Origin of the sequence: Flavobacterium sp. CLA17, from assembly GCF_013112255.2 — a bacterium.
Classification (GTDB): Bacteria; Bacteroidota; Bacteroidia; order Flavobacteriales; family Flavobacteriaceae; genus Flavobacterium; species Flavobacterium circumlabens.
In genome coordinates this window covers 4,472,455-4,488,103 of sequence record NZ_CP068294.1, presented here as the reverse complement: position 1 = coordinate 4,488,103, position 15,649 = coordinate 4,472,455, and the positions used below count along the sequence as shown (strand labels likewise).

At 35.4% G+C, this 15,649-nt stretch carries 9 protein-coding genes; 8 read left to right on the top strand and 1 reads right to left on the bottom strand.

Annotated elements, in window-relative coordinates; translation table 11 throughout:
• The first annotated feature begins 24 nt into the window (after positions 1-24).
• From xyl3A to HAV12_RS18440, 5 genes are all read left to right on the top strand, one after another.
• Complete coding sequence (gene xyl3A, locus HAV12_RS18460; protein WP_171570946.1) at positions 25-2,619, top strand: xylan 1,4-beta-xylosidase; 2,595 nt, start codon at positions 25-27, stop codon at positions 2,617-2,619.
• Between the two features lie 52 nt (positions 2,620-2,671).
• Positions 2,672-4,615: a glycoside hydrolase family 97 protein gene (locus HAV12_RS18455; RefSeq protein WP_171571722.1), complete on the top strand. Its 1,944-nt coding sequence runs from the start codon at positions 2,672-2,674 to the stop codon at positions 4,613-4,615.
• A gap of 193 nt (positions 4,616-4,808) precedes the next feature.
• A complete protein-coding gene (locus tag HAV12_RS18450; protein ID WP_171570945.1) occupies positions 4,809-5,387 on the top strand; it encodes a TetR/AcrR family transcriptional regulator in 579 nt (192 codons plus the stop codon).
• A gap of 115 nt (positions 5,388-5,502) precedes the next feature.
• A complete protein-coding gene (locus HAV12_RS18445; RefSeq protein ID WP_171570944.1) occupies positions 5,503-6,759 on the top strand; it encodes an alpha/beta fold hydrolase in 1,257 nt (418 codons plus the stop codon).
• 7 nt (positions 6,760-6,766) lie between these two features.
• Complete coding sequence (locus HAV12_RS18440) at positions 6,767-6,937, top strand: hypothetical protein (protein WP_205423333.1); 171 nt, start codon at positions 6,767-6,769, stop codon at positions 6,935-6,937.
• Between the two features lie 192 nt (positions 6,938-7,129).
• Here HAV12_RS18440 and HAV12_RS18435 read toward each other — a convergent pair whose 3' ends face one another.
• Positions 7,130-8,215 carry an adenylate/guanylate cyclase domain-containing protein gene (locus tag HAV12_RS18435; protein WP_171571721.1) on the bottom strand — a complete coding sequence of 362 codons (1,086 nt, stop codon included), beginning with the start codon at positions 8,213-8,215 and terminating at the stop codon, positions 7,130-7,132.
• Positions 8,216-9,961: 1,746 nt separating this feature from the next.
• Between HAV12_RS18435 and HAV12_RS18430 the strand changes: the two genes are divergently transcribed.
• From HAV12_RS18430 to HAV12_RS18420, 3 genes are all read left to right on the top strand, one after another.
• Positions 9,962-10,579: an RNA polymerase sigma factor gene (locus HAV12_RS18430; RefSeq protein ID WP_171570943.1), complete on the top strand. Its 618-nt coding sequence runs from the start codon at positions 9,962-9,964 to the stop codon at positions 10,577-10,579.
• Positions 10,580-10,654: 75 nt separating this feature from the next.
• Positions 10,655-11,773 carry a FecR family protein gene (locus tag HAV12_RS18425; protein WP_171570942.1) on the top strand — a complete coding sequence of 373 codons (1,119 nt, stop codon included), beginning with the start codon at positions 10,655-10,657 and terminating at the stop codon, positions 11,771-11,773.
• Between the two features lie 198 nt (positions 11,774-11,971).
• The gene (locus HAV12_RS18420) at positions 11,972-15,640 is read left to right on the top strand and encodes a SusC/RagA family TonB-linked outer membrane protein (RefSeq protein ID WP_171570941.1); all 3,669 of its coding nucleotides are present in this window, start codon (positions 11,972-11,974) and stop codon (positions 15,638-15,640) included.
• The last annotated feature ends 9 nt before the right edge of the window (positions 15,641-15,649 follow it).

Genomic DNA, 15,649 nt, shown 5'->3' with positions numbered 1-15,649 from the left:
ATTCATCATATAATTCAGAAAATCATGAAAATTAGTTATCTGTTTATCATAAGTTTAGTTGCTGTTTTTAGTGTAAACGCTCAGCAATACCGTTTTAAGGATGCGTCTTTGAGCTCAAAAGAGCGAGGAGAGGATTTAATTTCAAGATTAACCCTTGAAGAAAAAGCGGCGTTAATGTGTGATCAAAGCGATCCGATACCGAGACTCGGCATTAAAAAATTCAATTGGTGGAGTGAAGCTCTTCATGGGTATGCGAATAACGACAATGTTACTGTTTTTCCAGAACCTATAGGCATGGCAGCTTCATTTGACGATCAGTTACTCTATACTGTTTTTAATGCAGTTTCTGATGAAGCCCGTGCAAAATACAATCAATGGATTCAGGGCGGTAACGAAAACAAACGATTTTTGAGTCTTTCGGTCTGGACACCAAACGTCAATATTTTCAGGGATCCGCGTTGGGGACGCGGTCAGGAAACGTATGGAGAAGATCCGTATTTAACTTCCCGAATGGGAATTTCAGTTGTGAAAGGGCTTCAAGGTCCGGCCGATGCCAAATACCGCAAGCTTTTGGCCTGTGCCAAACATTATGCCGTGCATTCCGGACCCGAATGGAGCCGACATGAACTCAATTTAAATAATGTAAATCCACGTGAATTATACGAAACCTATTTGCCGGCCTTCAAAGCATTGGTGCAAGATGCCGATGTGCGTCAGGTTATGTGTGCGTATCAGCGTCTGGATGATGAACCTTGCTGTAGCAATACTCGTTTATTGCAGCGTATCTTGCGCGATGAATGGGGTTATAAATACCTTGTAGTTTCCGATTGCGGTGCCGTTACTGATTTTTACACCACACATAAAGTTTCGTCAGATGCAACGCATGCGGCCTCAAAAGCCGTTCTGGCAGGAACTGATGTTGAATGTGTATGGGAGAAATATCCGTTTAAAAACCTTCCGGAAGCGGTAGAGAAAGGCTTAATAAAAGAAGCTGATATTGATAAAAGTCTGCTTCGTGTTTTAACAGGCCGTTTTGATTTGGGCGAAATGGATGATGATGCCATCGTGCCGTGGGCTCAAATTCCGGCTTCTGTACTGAATAGCAAGGAACATCAACAGTTAGCGCTCGAAATGGCGCAAAAATCGATGACGCTTTTGCAAAATAAAAACAGTATTTTGCCTTTAAATAAAGCGATAAACAAAGTAGCAGTAATTGGCCCGAATGCGGATAATGAACCGATGTTATGGGGGAATTACAACGGAACTCCCGTTAAAACTATCACCATTAAAAGCGGTATAGAATCAAAAGTTACGGCAAATAAAATGGTGTATGACAAAGCCTGCGATTTAGTCGAGGACAAAGTCAACGAAAGTTATTTTGACCAGCTTTCGTTTGAAAGTAAAAAAGGAATGAAAGCCACGTATTGGAACAATCCAAACAGAGAAGGAAACAGTATTACAGCACAGCAAATTGTAAATCCGATAAAAATGACAACGGCGGGACAGCATGAATTTGCTTCGGGCGTTAAATTAGAAGGATTTTCGGCAAAATATGAAACAGAATTTGTGGCTAAAACAACGGATACACTTGTTTTTAAAACCGGTGCGACCGGAGCTTTTGAATTATTGGTCGATGGCAAATCTTTGGCAAAATATACCAATTGGCGCACGCTTCCAGGCAAAATTAAATTTGCAGTTGAAGCAGGAAAAAAATATAAAATCGAAATTTTGTATGCGCAATCTAACAACTGGCAGGCGAATCTTGAATTTGATTTTGGAAAAGAACATGATATAAATTTTACAGCTTTACTTCAAAAATTAAAAGGCATTGATACGGTAATTTTTGTCGGCGGACTTTCGACATTGCTGGAAGGGGAAGAAATGCCGGTGTCTTATCCGGGTTTTAAAGGCGGTGATCGAACCAATATCGAACTTCCTTCGGTACAAAGAAAATGTCTTCAGGAATTGAAAGCAGCTGGCAAAAAAGTTATTTTTGTAAACTGCTCCGGTTCTGCAATTGCTCTGGCTCCTGAAACGGCAAGCTGCGATGCCATTTTACAAGCCTGGTATCCGGGAGAATCAGGAGGTCAGGCTGTGGCCGATGTTCTTTTTGGAGATTATAATCCCGCGGGAAAACTGCCGGTTTCATTTTATAAAAATTCAGACATCTTAGGCGATTTTGAAGATTATTCGATGAAAGGACGTACTTACAGATACACGACCAATGTTTTATTTCCGTTTGGTTTTGGCTTAAGCTACTCTAAATTCCAAATTGGAAAAGCAAATCTGGGAAAGACAAAAATAAAAGCGAATGAAAATACGCAATTAAACTTTTCGATAAAAAACATAAGTAAACGTGAAGGAACAGAAATTGTTCAGATTTATGTTCGAAAAATAAACGATATCGATGGTCCTTTGAAAACACTGAAAGCTTTTAAGCGAATTCAATTAAAAGCAGGCGAAAGTCAAAATGTAACAATCGATTTACCGCCTTCGTCATTTGAATTTTATGAGGTAAAAAGCAAAGGAATGAAGGTAACAACAGGCGAATATGAAGTGTTTTACGGAACGAGTTCAGACGCTAAAGATTTAAAAATGACGAAAGTGTCAATTCAATAAAACTATCTATTCTGTTACCAATAAAAATAAAGTAATGAATCAAATGTGCGTTATGAATTTTAAGTATGTTTTATGTTTATGTCTGTTTAGTTTTTTAAAATTAAACGCACAAACAATCGTAAAAAGTCCCGATGGAAAACTATATGTTTCTGTTTCGATTTCAAGCGGAATGCCTTTGTATAGTATTTCATACAATGCAAAAACATTCTTAGAAAATTCTCCACTTGGCTTAAAAACAAATGTGGGCGATTTTTCAACAGGATTGGTTTTAAAGCAAAATCCGGATCAAAACAAAATTGATGAAACATATCAATTGCCTAATATCAAGCAAAGTAATGTGTATTATGAAGCTAATGAAGCTGTCTTTTCTTTCACTAAAGAAAACAAACCTGCGATTGATGTAATTTTCAGAGTCAGCAATAACAACGTCGCTTTCAAATATAAAATACATCCACAAAAGGAAATTATGTCTTGTGTGGTTGAGGAAGAAGCTTCGGGTTTTATGCTGCCTCAGGGAACCACAACATTTCTTTGTCCACAAAGTAAACCCATGACAGGATTTGCCAGAAGTGCGCCGAGTTATGAAACATCGTATGCGTTAGATGATGCAATGGGCAAAAACGGCATTGGTGAAGGCTATACATTTCCGTGTCTTTTTAAAGTAAATAATAACGGCTGGGTTTTAATATCTGAAACAGGCGTTGACGGAAATTATTGTGGCAGCAGATTAATCGGTCGTGAAAAAGGATTGTACACGATTGGATTTCCAATGCCGGGAGAAAACAACGGAAACGGAACAACTTCGCCTGGAATAGCGCTTCCGGGCGAAACGCCTTGGAGAACGATTACGATTGGCGAAACGCTTGCGCCAATTGTAGCCACTACGATTCCGTTTGATTTGGTCCAGCCCAAATATAAAGCCTCAAAAGAATACCAATATACAAAAGGTACATGGAGCTGGATTATGAAAATGGACAACAACACCACTTTTTCGATACAAAAACAATACATCGATTTTAGTGCAGCTTTGGGATATGAAACCATTTTGGTTGATGCCCTTTGGGATACGCAAATTGGGAAAGAGAAAATCGTTGAACTTGCCGAATATGGAAAGTCTAAAAATGTTGGTTTGTACTTGTGGTACAACTCAAATGGGTATTGGAACGATGCGCCTCAAGGACCAAGAGGAATAATGGATAATGCCGCAATTCGCCGTCAGGAAATGGCGTGGATGAAAAGTATTGGCGTAAAAGGAATTAAAGTAGATTTTTTTGGAGGAGACAAACAAGTCACAATGAAATTATACGAAGATATTCTGACGGATGCAAATGATTTTGGTATCATGGTTATTTTTCATGGCTGCACATTGCCAAGAGGCTGGGAGCGTATGTATCCAAATTATGCAGCAAGCGAGGCGGTTTTGGCGAGTGAAAACCTGCATTTTGGGCAGGCAAGTTGTGACAATGAAGCTAAGAGTGCGGCGACACATACTTTTATTCGAAATACGGTAGGAAGCATGGATTTTGGCGGCAGCGCACTGAATGAATTTTACAACAGTGATAATATTCCCAATAAAGGTTCAAAACGAATTACTTCTGACGTGTTTGCTTTGGCTACAGCCGTGCTTTTTCAAAGTGGCGTGCAGCATTTTGCATTGGCACCAAACAATTTAACCGATGCTCCGGTTTGGGCTATTAATTTTATGAAAGAAGTTCCAACCACATGGGATGAGGTTCGTTTTCTGGAAGGATATCCCGGTAAATATGTCATTCTTGCCCGCCGAAAAGGAACAAAATGGTGGATTGCCGGTATAAATGCTCAGAAAGAAACCCTGAAAATTAAATTAAAACTGCCCATGATTGTTTCGGGAACAGCTTTACAATATTATTCAGATGATGCGCAATTAAATGGAAAAAAAGAAATATTAAAAGTTAAAAAAAATCAGGAAGCTGAAATTAAAATTCCCTGTAATGGAGGAATACTTCTGTCGAATTAATTGCAGATTGAGCTTGTAAAGTCAATTGAAGAATAAATTGTGTGTAAACTAGGTTTGAAACTAAAATAGAGATACTGATTTGATTTTGAGCCTATTTTACGAATTATTTTTTATTTTCACAATGTTAAAAATTTGTTAATTTTTTTTCTTTTTTATGTTCAAAATTAGACTTTTTGGTCTTATTTTACAGCTTATGAATGTAAAGGGAAAAGCGGAAAGAACCAAACAGTTTATCATTGAACAGGCGGCGCCAATATTCAATTCGAAAGGAATAGCCGGAACCACTATAGATGATATACTCGCAGCTACAAAGATGGCTAAAGGAGGCATATACGGAAATTTTGAAAACAAAGAGGCGATTTCGATCGCCAGTGTAGATTTTATTTTCGGTAAAATGTCCGCCAGAACTTATTCTGTTATATCCAAAGAAAAAACGGCGGTTAAAAAACTTTTTGCGTTTATCGATCTTCGTAAAAATCCTCTCGTACCGTTTATTGAAGGCGGATGCCCAATTTTGAATTTCGGGGTAGACTCGGATAACACAAATCCAGCGGTCAAAAAGAAGGTAAAGGCAATGATCGAAGGCTCGATTATCCTTTTTATTGATATTTTAAAACAGGGTATAGCAGAAGGAGAATTATCAGAGAAACTGAATCCTGAAGAGTATTGTTTAAAAGTACTGGTGATGCTCGAGGGAGCAACTTTGGTTTCGAGAGTAACCGATAGTGTTAAGCCGATGCAGACAGTCATAAAAATACTTAAATGGAATTGAAATGTTTTGAGATCAAGCAAGTATAGTCAAGCTACAGGGTTTAAATGATTGGGTCAGGTAAACCATTTTTTTATAATCAAAATAAGACTAAAAAGTCTTTTAATAAACAGCAAATATGGAACGCAGAAACTTTGTAAAAACGACAGCGCTTACTGCTTTGGGAGCGGTTCTGCTTCGCCCTTTGGAGGTACTGGCAGAAGAAACAACAAGTTCAGTTGCAACAAAAGAACAATTAAAGGACATCGAACTACCGGCAGGCATTCGGGAACGGTATGTTCCCGGAGTCAATGGCCTGACGGTTCATGTCCTGGAAGCAGGTTTTGAAACACCAGAACGCCCTGCTGTACTACTGCTGCACGGATTTCCGGAACTTGCCTACAGCTGGCGGAAAGTAATGCTGCCCCTCGCAGCTGCCGGTTACCATGTGATTGCCCCTGATCTGCGTGGCTATGGACGCACAACAGGATCGGACAATACATATGATGGAAATTTTGCTTCTTTTAGGACACATGAACTTTCCCGAGATGCCCTCGGTTTAATCATGGCTTTAGGGCACGAATCTGTCCACACTATCGTCGGACACGACGTGGGTGCCATCATAGCGTCCTACTGCGCGCTTGTCAGGCCAGACTTTTTTCGGTCAGTCGTTTTGCTAAGCTGTCCCTTCGGTGGGGTACCGCCGTTACCTTTTGGCGTTGGATTGCAAACTGCACCGATTGCGCAACAGAAAACTGCTTTACAGGATCCACTTGTATCCTTATCAAGGCCCCGTAAGGACAGCACCAGCTACTTTTCATCACGCAATGCCAATGATGAGATGCTGAACTGCAAGCAGGGACTACACGATTTTCAGCGGGCTTATTTTCATGTAAAGAGTGCGGACTGGAGCCAGAATAAACCATTTCCGCTTACCTCGGGCAAGGCGGAAGAATTTGCCAAACTGCCAACTTATTATGTTATGGATCTCGATAAAACAATGCCGGAATCTGTTGCTCCTGATATGCCCTCACAGAAAGAGATAGACGCCTGTAAATGGCTTCCGGATAGCGATCTTGATGTATATACGCAGGAATTTAAACGTACCGGTTTCCAGGGCGGCTTAAACTGGTACCGCTGCACCACGGGCGGCTTGAACCGGTCTGATCTCGAACTTTTTTCAGGCCGCACAATAGATGTGCCTTCCTGCTTTATTTCAGGGATTGCCGATTGGGCAAGGTTCCGTCCTGCAGGCGCTTTAGAGCAGATGCAGCAAAAAGCCTGCACAAAAATGCAAAGCTTTCATATTATTGAGGGTGCTGGTCACTGGGTACAGCAGGAACAACCTGAACAGGTAACCGAATTGATTGTTGATTTTTTGAAGCACTTAAAATAGACAACATTTGATAATAGTATCTAAAATAATTTTGACAGAAGAGGGCTTAAGCATTAAATCATCCCTGATTTTGAGAACTATCGTATTAGCCGAAGATGTATATAGTATTCCTTTGCAGCATTCGCAGGTAATCGAAGAAGCAAATCTTGAAGCAATACTATTTTTCGTTTTTTTTTAAGCAATAGCATTCCGAACCCATTTTTAATCCTATTGCTGGTTAGGTTTCCAAAACAGTTTAAAAAAAGGTCTATCCATAAGTAAATTTTTGATAATTTGCTTTTTACGTATCAATTTTGGTAAGACCAAAAGCAGTTTGCCTGTAATTAGTAACACTTAAGTATTAAGGATAATTATTTTCTCTTGATTACATTTAATTCACGGTAAATAATTCGAATTGCCCATCCTTACCCCTCAGGGTATTTTTTCCTACTGATTCTACCTCGTAGTAAGGACTAAGGTCTAGCTTCTGAGCAAGTGAATCAGATACCAAAATGTCAACATCATATTGATTGCATAGCCCTTCAATTCGTGCTGTTGTGTTAAGTACATCGCCGGTAAATATGATTTCTTTTTTTAACACACCTATTTCTCCGGTTGTAACTTTTCCACAATGCAGTCCTGCTTTAAATTGTGGCACTAAGCCATATTTTTCTTTATAGGAAAATGATTTGTCCATTAAAGATTCTTTCATAGCAAAAAAGCATCGTATACAAGTATTGTTTCTTAGCCCTTTTTCTAATCTCCAGGATATAATCATTTCATCTCCGGCATACTGATATATTTCGCCAGAATAATCAATTACAGGACCGCTCAGATCTGAAAAATACTGTTGGAGCATCTGAAAATAAACCACATGTCCTAGCTTTTCTGCAATTCGTGTAGATGATTTCATATCCAGGAACATAAATATCCTCTCTTCTTCTACAGGTTTATTGTATTTTCCGAGGAAAAAATTACTGAGAAGGCCTGTCCCCATACTTTCACTAACCTCAGTATAGAACTGAGTCATAAGAATAATACTGGCAATATATGTTAGGATTCCAAGAAAGGAGTAATCAGTGAAATAGGAAAACATAACAATCCAAAATTCCTTGCTGGAAATTGCATTAGTGGCTTCACTCGTGGCTGTAAGAAATATTATGATGAGAAGGAACGAAATGATAAGAAGGTAAACAAAAGATTTATATATAATCTTTTTTGTGAAGCTAATTTGGATGAACCATTTATTAAAGTAAAGGATTTCCAGTATACCTATTATTGTTCCAAATAGAGTAGCCAGTACTGGAATTATTATAATATTTCGGCCAAAAATATACTTAAGACCTGATGAAGGGTAGAAGTTCAGGTCGCCTAACAGCCCTCGTTCAAGTATAGTATAAATTAAACTAAATACCAGCCATATTAAACCAAATGGAAAAATCCGATTAATGTTTCTTTTGTATTTTGGTGTTATCATCATCTAAGTTGGTAAATATCAAAGATATTCATTTTTGGTGTGCTGATAATGACCCTGTTGTTGAAATAAATTATCGTAACAAAATAATATGGATTTAAAGTATTACGGTAAAAGACAGCAAAGAATATGCAAATGAGGTACTTCTGCAAGCCAATAAAGTTGAAATCATAATGCAGGCAAAAACAATCAATCTTCAATAAAATAACAGAATAAAATGGAAGGCAATCTTAAAAATAAATTTTTAATGGTCTTTACAAATATTTTGAATTAGTTGTTTTTTTTTGGCAGGACTAAAATCTAAAAAAAACCGTCTTATAAAATTATAAGACGGCCGTCCATAAAAACATAATCTTCCAAATTTACGTTTCTATATAGGTAATATGCTGTATTAAAGTTTAATTTAACAGTAAAAGGTAAAGTCCAAATTTGTTATGTTCATTTGAAATTTCCCATATCTTGAAACGATTCCAATTTTCAGAGACTTATTAATATAATATTCCATTACGTAAATCTTTATCTTAGTTCTTCTTCTTTTTCTTCATAGTAATAAAATACCCATAAACAATTGCAAGGCAGATAAATAAAATATCACTATCAGCAATCTGAGAAAAAATATTTATAATTATTTCTTTAAGCATCTGTGCTATTTTAGTTTATAATTCAATTGCTGGCTTTAAAGACCAGCAATTGAATATCTATTCCAATAAATCAAGGTTAATCATTAAAATTGAATTTTGGATTATTGATATTATTCAATTAAACCTTCAAAAAATGAAAATTTTATATGAATAATCAAAAACTTCCCCCAAAAAAGTTTATCAATATCTTAAATAGAATTGCTGCGATTGCAGTTACAAATTTGGCTATATTTTTCTTTTTGTACTAATCTTAACAGGCGTAAAATATTCTAAATGATTATATTATTTTCTTTTAAGGGGTTTATATTCCATTTATGAAAGATCTTTCCTCTCAGCATAAAACTCAGTGATATTGGGATTATTTTGAAATTAGAATTTATGAAGGAGATAACTGTAATTATGAAAAAAGGAAATACGCAACCATTAAATTTGAATGAAATGATTAAAAGAAGGTTTTAACAATTTTACAAATTAGAATCCTTCATCAAATAGGAAAGCAATTTTTTATGTTGTTTATATTTTTCTTCTTGTTCTTCTTGTTGGTTTTTATTGGTATAATGTTGTTTCGATATTTCTTACACATTACTGCTTTGGCGATAAAAAAAAACGTTTTATCTCCGTTTTTACATACTTCATTGGTTATAAATGCTTTGTTTACTGCTTTAGCAATAAGTATGATAAATAGTAGTAAGTGCGGATGTCCTTTATCCCGACTAAAATTCTCTTGAATACCATCGCCAAAAGGTTTTTTAACTATAAATCCGATGATTTAGTCAATATTATTACAAACGAGGCAGCTTTTTGATACAAAAGAGTACCATAGCATAACGAAGTTTTAATGAGGTTTGCAGATGATTTTTTTTTTTGAATGACAAGCTGAATAGGAATGGTTAAGCTAGTTTGCTTTTTAAACGTGGGAGTTTTATAGTCTCCCTTCTTATTCTTATAAATACGTTAATCATATTTTATTACACCAATTGATAGTGGTTTTTTTTAGAATTCACATTTTGGAATAGTAATTATTAAAGATATAAAATTCTTTGAATAATGTTCATTTTGTCTGATGATTAAAAAATAGAATGACATTGTTACTAAAAAATATTTCCTTATGAAGACCCGAGCTCTGACAATGAGAACCTATGATGATCACGAACTTTGGAATAAACTTAAAGCAGGTGAAGAAAAGTCATTTTCTCTGCTTTTTGAAAAGTACTATGGTGATTTAATTAGTTATGGAAACTCATTTTATCGTTTTCCTGAAAGAGTTGAGGATTGTGTCCAGGACGTGTTTGCAGATGTTTGGTTATATCGCGAATCCCTGCAGGAACCAAATGTGGTTAAGGCTTATTTATTGTCAAGTGTACGAAAGAGAATTGCACGTCTGTATGAACGGGATCGTATTTTTAGAAAAACTACAACTACAGATTCAATTGAATTTCTTTTTGATTTTTCGGTTGAGAAAGAACTTATTGAGGATGAAGAAATTGCGGAAAGTGTTTTCTACCTCAATAAATTATTAAACGATTTACCTCCACGTCAAAAAGAGGCTTTATTTTTAAGGTATAGCCAAGGGTTGGGTGTAGAAGAGATTGCAGAAATGTTAGATGTTAATTATCAATCGGCAAAGAATATTTTGCATCGCGGATTACTGACTCTTCGAAAGGAATGGAAGGGAAGTTTTTCGATTATTGCATTGCTGTCTTCCAGTGTTTTTAAATTTATTTAAAATAAAATAAATATATAAATTACTGAGTACTTAATAACCAAGTTGTCCTCTGTGTTTTTGTAACCTTATTTATAGATGCAAAAGCGTAATTATTATATCGAAATTGAAGATTTCTTATCTGATGAATCATTCCGAACATGGATTTTGTCCAAAGTTGATGAACAAGGCTGGGAAGAATGGACTTTAGAAAATCAACAACGTGCTAAATTAGTTGAAGATGCCCGGCTTTTATTGCTGGCGATGAAAGTACCTTATACTATTATTTCTTCTTCAGCATTAAATACTGCATTACAATCAACATGGATTAAGATTGAAGAGATAGAAAATCGCAATAAATCAACTAAAAGCAATGCTGGCAGATACTTAAAAAAGTATTGGCTAACAGGAGTTGCAGCTACTTTATTTTTTGCTTTTTTATCGGTTTGGTTTTTCAAAAATCAATTTCAAACCAATAATACTGCTGTTACATATAAAGAACTTGTTAATGATAATAACGAAGGACTTGTTGAGCAAACAAACAATTCTGATAAACCGCAAGTAATTACTCTGTCTGATGGCAGTTCTGTCTTATTAGAACCCAAAAGTAAATTAAGTTATCCTAAAATCTTTATAGGAAACAAAAGGAAAGTTTATTTATCCGGTGAAGGTTTCTTTGAAATTACTAAAGATTCCCAAAAGCCTTTTTTTGTTTACGCAAACGAAATTATTACAAAAGTAGTTGGTACAAGTTTTCGGGTAAAAGCTTATTCAGATCAGCCAAATATTGAAGTGCTTGTTCGCACCGGTAAAGTCAGGGTAAGTTCAAACGAATTGGCTGCAAATTCAAAACGAATGATCGAAGTGGTCTTACTTCCTAATGAAGCTCTGCGCTTTTTAAGAAGTGATTTAAGTTTTAATAAGATAACCAATATTACAGAAGACAAAATGTTGGCCGCGAGTGTTGGGAATATTGAGCAATTAAGTTTTGAATTTACAGATATCCCTGTAGATCAGATTTTTAAAACAATAGAACAGGCATATCTGGTTGATATTGATTTCCCTAAGGATAAATTAAAAAAATGTCACTTAACAACTTCCTTAAGTGACCAGCCATTATCAGAAAAACTTAGAATTATTTGTAAGAGTATTGGCAACGATACCAGTTTTGAAATGAATGGCAATCAAATTGTAATAACATCACAAGGCTGTTATTAAGTAATAATAAATCAAACTATATAATAATTTTTAATAAAACCCAATTATTGCCTATGTGAAAAAAATACAAAAAAAAAGTGTCGAAATGTTGTAGCATATCCGACACTTGATAAAATAGAATAACTCTCTGGAAAGAGTCATTTTATTGTGTTTCTACAAAATACGCTTGAACAGTATTAATCAAAACAAATCAAAATTATGAAAAAATCAGTTGGTAAACAACGATTACTTTATCGAATCTTGAAAATAACGCTATTTCAGTTCGTCTTGGCGCTTGTATTTTCAAGTGTTACTCTGGCAAACAATCTGAATGGGCAAAGGAAATTAGATACAAAAGTCACTATTGCAGTTGAAAATTTAAGTCTGGATAATGTATTGTCTAAACTCGAAAAGTCTGCAAGCGTTAAATTTTCTTATAATTCAAGATTACCGCAACTAAATCAAAAAGTCACTATCGTGGCCAATCAGGAACCATTGTCAAGTGTTCTTAATCGAATTCTGAAACCGCTCAATATTAATTACATAGAAGTAAGCAATCAGATTATTCTGCAGAATAATATAAAATCAAATAGTTTTACAGACCCTGTTATTAAGGGAAAAGTTACTGACCAAAACGGAGTACCTCTACCGGGCGTTACAGTAACTGCCAAAGGAACTAAAAGTGTTGTATTAACTGATTTTGATGGTACTTTTTCGATCAACGTACCAGCTAATTGTCACCAACTGGTTGTTTCTTATGTTGGAATGGAAACCAAAGAAATTGGAATAGAAAATAATTCCCCAACAATTGTTTTAAATGAAGAGGGGCAAACTTTAAAAGAAATTATAGTTGTAACAGGTTATGAGAAAACCTCGAAGAGAACTTTTACAGGTGCGTATAGTAAAATTCCTATTGACGAACTTAAAGTTAATGGATTAGCAGATATGAGCAGGGCGATAGAAGGAAAAGCAGCTGGGGTTACTGTACAGAATATTTCAGGAACTTTTGGTACTACACCAAAAATTACAATTCGTGGATCTTCTTCAATTTTTGGAGATACAAAACCATTATGGGTTATTGACGGTGTTGTGCAGGAAGATATTGTTAACGTGTCTGTATCTGATTTGGCTTCCGGTAATTCTTCAACGGTATTAAGTTCTTCTGTTGCCGGAATTAATCCTAATGATATACAGAGCATTGAAATCCTGAAAGATGCGTCTGCAACTTCGATTTATGGATCAAGATCTTTAAATGGAGTCGTGGTTGTAACTACAAAACAAGGACGAAAAGATTCTCCATTAAAGATAACATATTCATCAGAACAAACAGTTAGAACAACCCCTAATTATAGCCAGTATGATATTTTGAATTCAAAAGAAACAATGAGTATTTTGAAAGAAGTGGAGGCTAAAGGATTTTTAGATCTGCCTTCAACTGCACAAGGGCGGTACGGGGGTGTTTATAATATTTTAGCAAGAGGAATTAATACTTATATTCCCGAAACAGACAGCTATTTAGTAAGTAATGACCCTGCTGGACGTAATGCTTTTTTAAGAAAATATGAATTAGCCAATACAGATTGGTTTAAGGTACTTTTTAGACCTTCGATTGCCCAAAATCATTCCCTGAGTTTTTCGGGAGGAGGAGAAAAAAGTACAATGTACGCTTCATTAGCTTATTATAGTGATCCGGGCTGGAGTATTGCCGATCATGTAAAACAATTTTCATCGAATTTAAAAGGAACGTTTTATATTAATGATGACTTAAATATTACGCTGACTACACAAAATTCTATAAGGGACCAGGGTGCTCCCGGAAGTTATGATAGTGAAATAGATGGTTATTTTGGAACGACGACCCGAAATTTTGATATTAATCCTTTTAAATATGCCTTAAATACAAACAGAACTCTAAGACCTTACGATGATAATGGGAATTTGGAATATTACAGGAGTAATTGGGCGCCTCTTAATATTTTAAATGAACTTGAAAATAATTTTATGGAAATTGAGGTAAAAGATATTCGTTTCCAAATGGATTTAGAATATAAAGTTAATCCTTACCTGACTTATAATCTTGCGGGTTCCGCACGTTATGCAAACACTAGCAGGGAACATAAAATTCTTGAAAATTCAAATATAGTAGGAGCTTATAATGCCCAGGAAACAACTGCTGTCAGAGATGCTAATATTTTTCTGTATCAGAATCCAAATGATTTAACAGCTCCAAAAGTTGCGGTTCTTTCTAATGGTGGAATATTAAGAAAATATACAGACGATATGACTTCCTATTATGTAAGAAATAGCGTGAACTATAGACGTACTCTAAATTTTAAACATGAATTTGAGGGGTTGTTTGGTACAGAGCTAAGGTCGTTAAATAGAAACAGCGACAATTTTACCGCTTATGGAATACAGTACGATAAAGGTCTTACTAGTTTTACAGATCCAAGAATATTGGAGAAAACTATGAACGAAGGAGCTTCGTATTTTGGATTTAATGAAGAGAGAGAAAGAACGGTAGGTTTTTTCGGAAAAGCAGGGTACACCTATGATCGACGTTATACCGCATCAGTTACCGGACGTTATGACGGTTCAAACAGGCAGGGTAGTAATAATTCATCCCGTTGGCTGCCGACCTATACCCTTAGTGGAAAATGGAATGTTAAGGAAGAAAATTTCATGAAAGATATTGAAACTATAAATAATTTAGCATTAAGAGCTTCCTACGGACTTACCGCAACGGCTGGTCCGGCTACTAATTCATTGGCAATTTATAAAAGTTCTATCACTGATCGTTTAAATCTTAGCGACAGAGAATCCGCGATTAGTATAGACCAATTACAAAACAAAAATTTAACATGGGAAAAACAATATGAAACCAATTTAGGTTTTGATCTTGGGGTGTTTAATAACAGACTACAATTAACAACTGATATATACAGCCGTAAAGCTTTTGATTTAGTTGATTATGTAATAACATCAGGAATTGGTGGACAAACAATGAAACAAGGCAATAATGCAGATATGGAAACTAAAGGTTTTGAAATTAGTTTGTCTTCTAAAAATATAACTACCGAAAATTTTAAATGGTCAACTAATTTTAATTTTTCTGTATATAATCAGAAAATTACAAAGTTAGCGAGCCAGGCATCAGCTTTTGATTTAATTGAAGGAACAGGAGGAAATACTATTGGTCATCCAAGAAACTCCCTGTATTCTTATCATTTTACAGGATTAAATAATCAGGGTTTGCCAACTTTTGTAATGAAAGATGGACAATCGGATAACATTGCCGGAGCAAATTTTTATGATAATGAAAATATAACAAATTATTTAAAATATGAGGGGTCAATAGAACCTAATAAATCTTTTGGACTTTCGAATACTTTTACTTATAAAAATTGGTCATTATACATCTTTGTCGTTGCCTCCGGAGGAAATAAAGTTCGATTGAATCCTGTTTATTCCAGCGAATACAATGACTTAACTGTTTTTACAAAAGATTTTACGAATCGTTGGATTAATCCGGGAGATGAAAATAATACTAATGTACCCGTAATAGCAGATAAAGCTTTGATTAATAATTATAATGCCCAGTCTAAAACATTGGGAATTGCTTATAACACATACAATTTTTCGGATGTGCGTATCGCAGACGGAGATTTTGTCAGATTAAAAAATGTATCTCTAAGTTGGGAATTCCCGAAAGCTTTCAAACAAAAATTAGGAGTATCGAATTTTACATTAAAAGGATCAGCAGTTAATCCATTATTAATTTATTCCGATAAAAGATTAAACGGCCAGGATCCGGAATTTCGCAATGCGGGAGGTGTGGCTTTACCAATTACAACTCAATATACATTTACTCTAAACGTTTCATTATAATCTATAAAT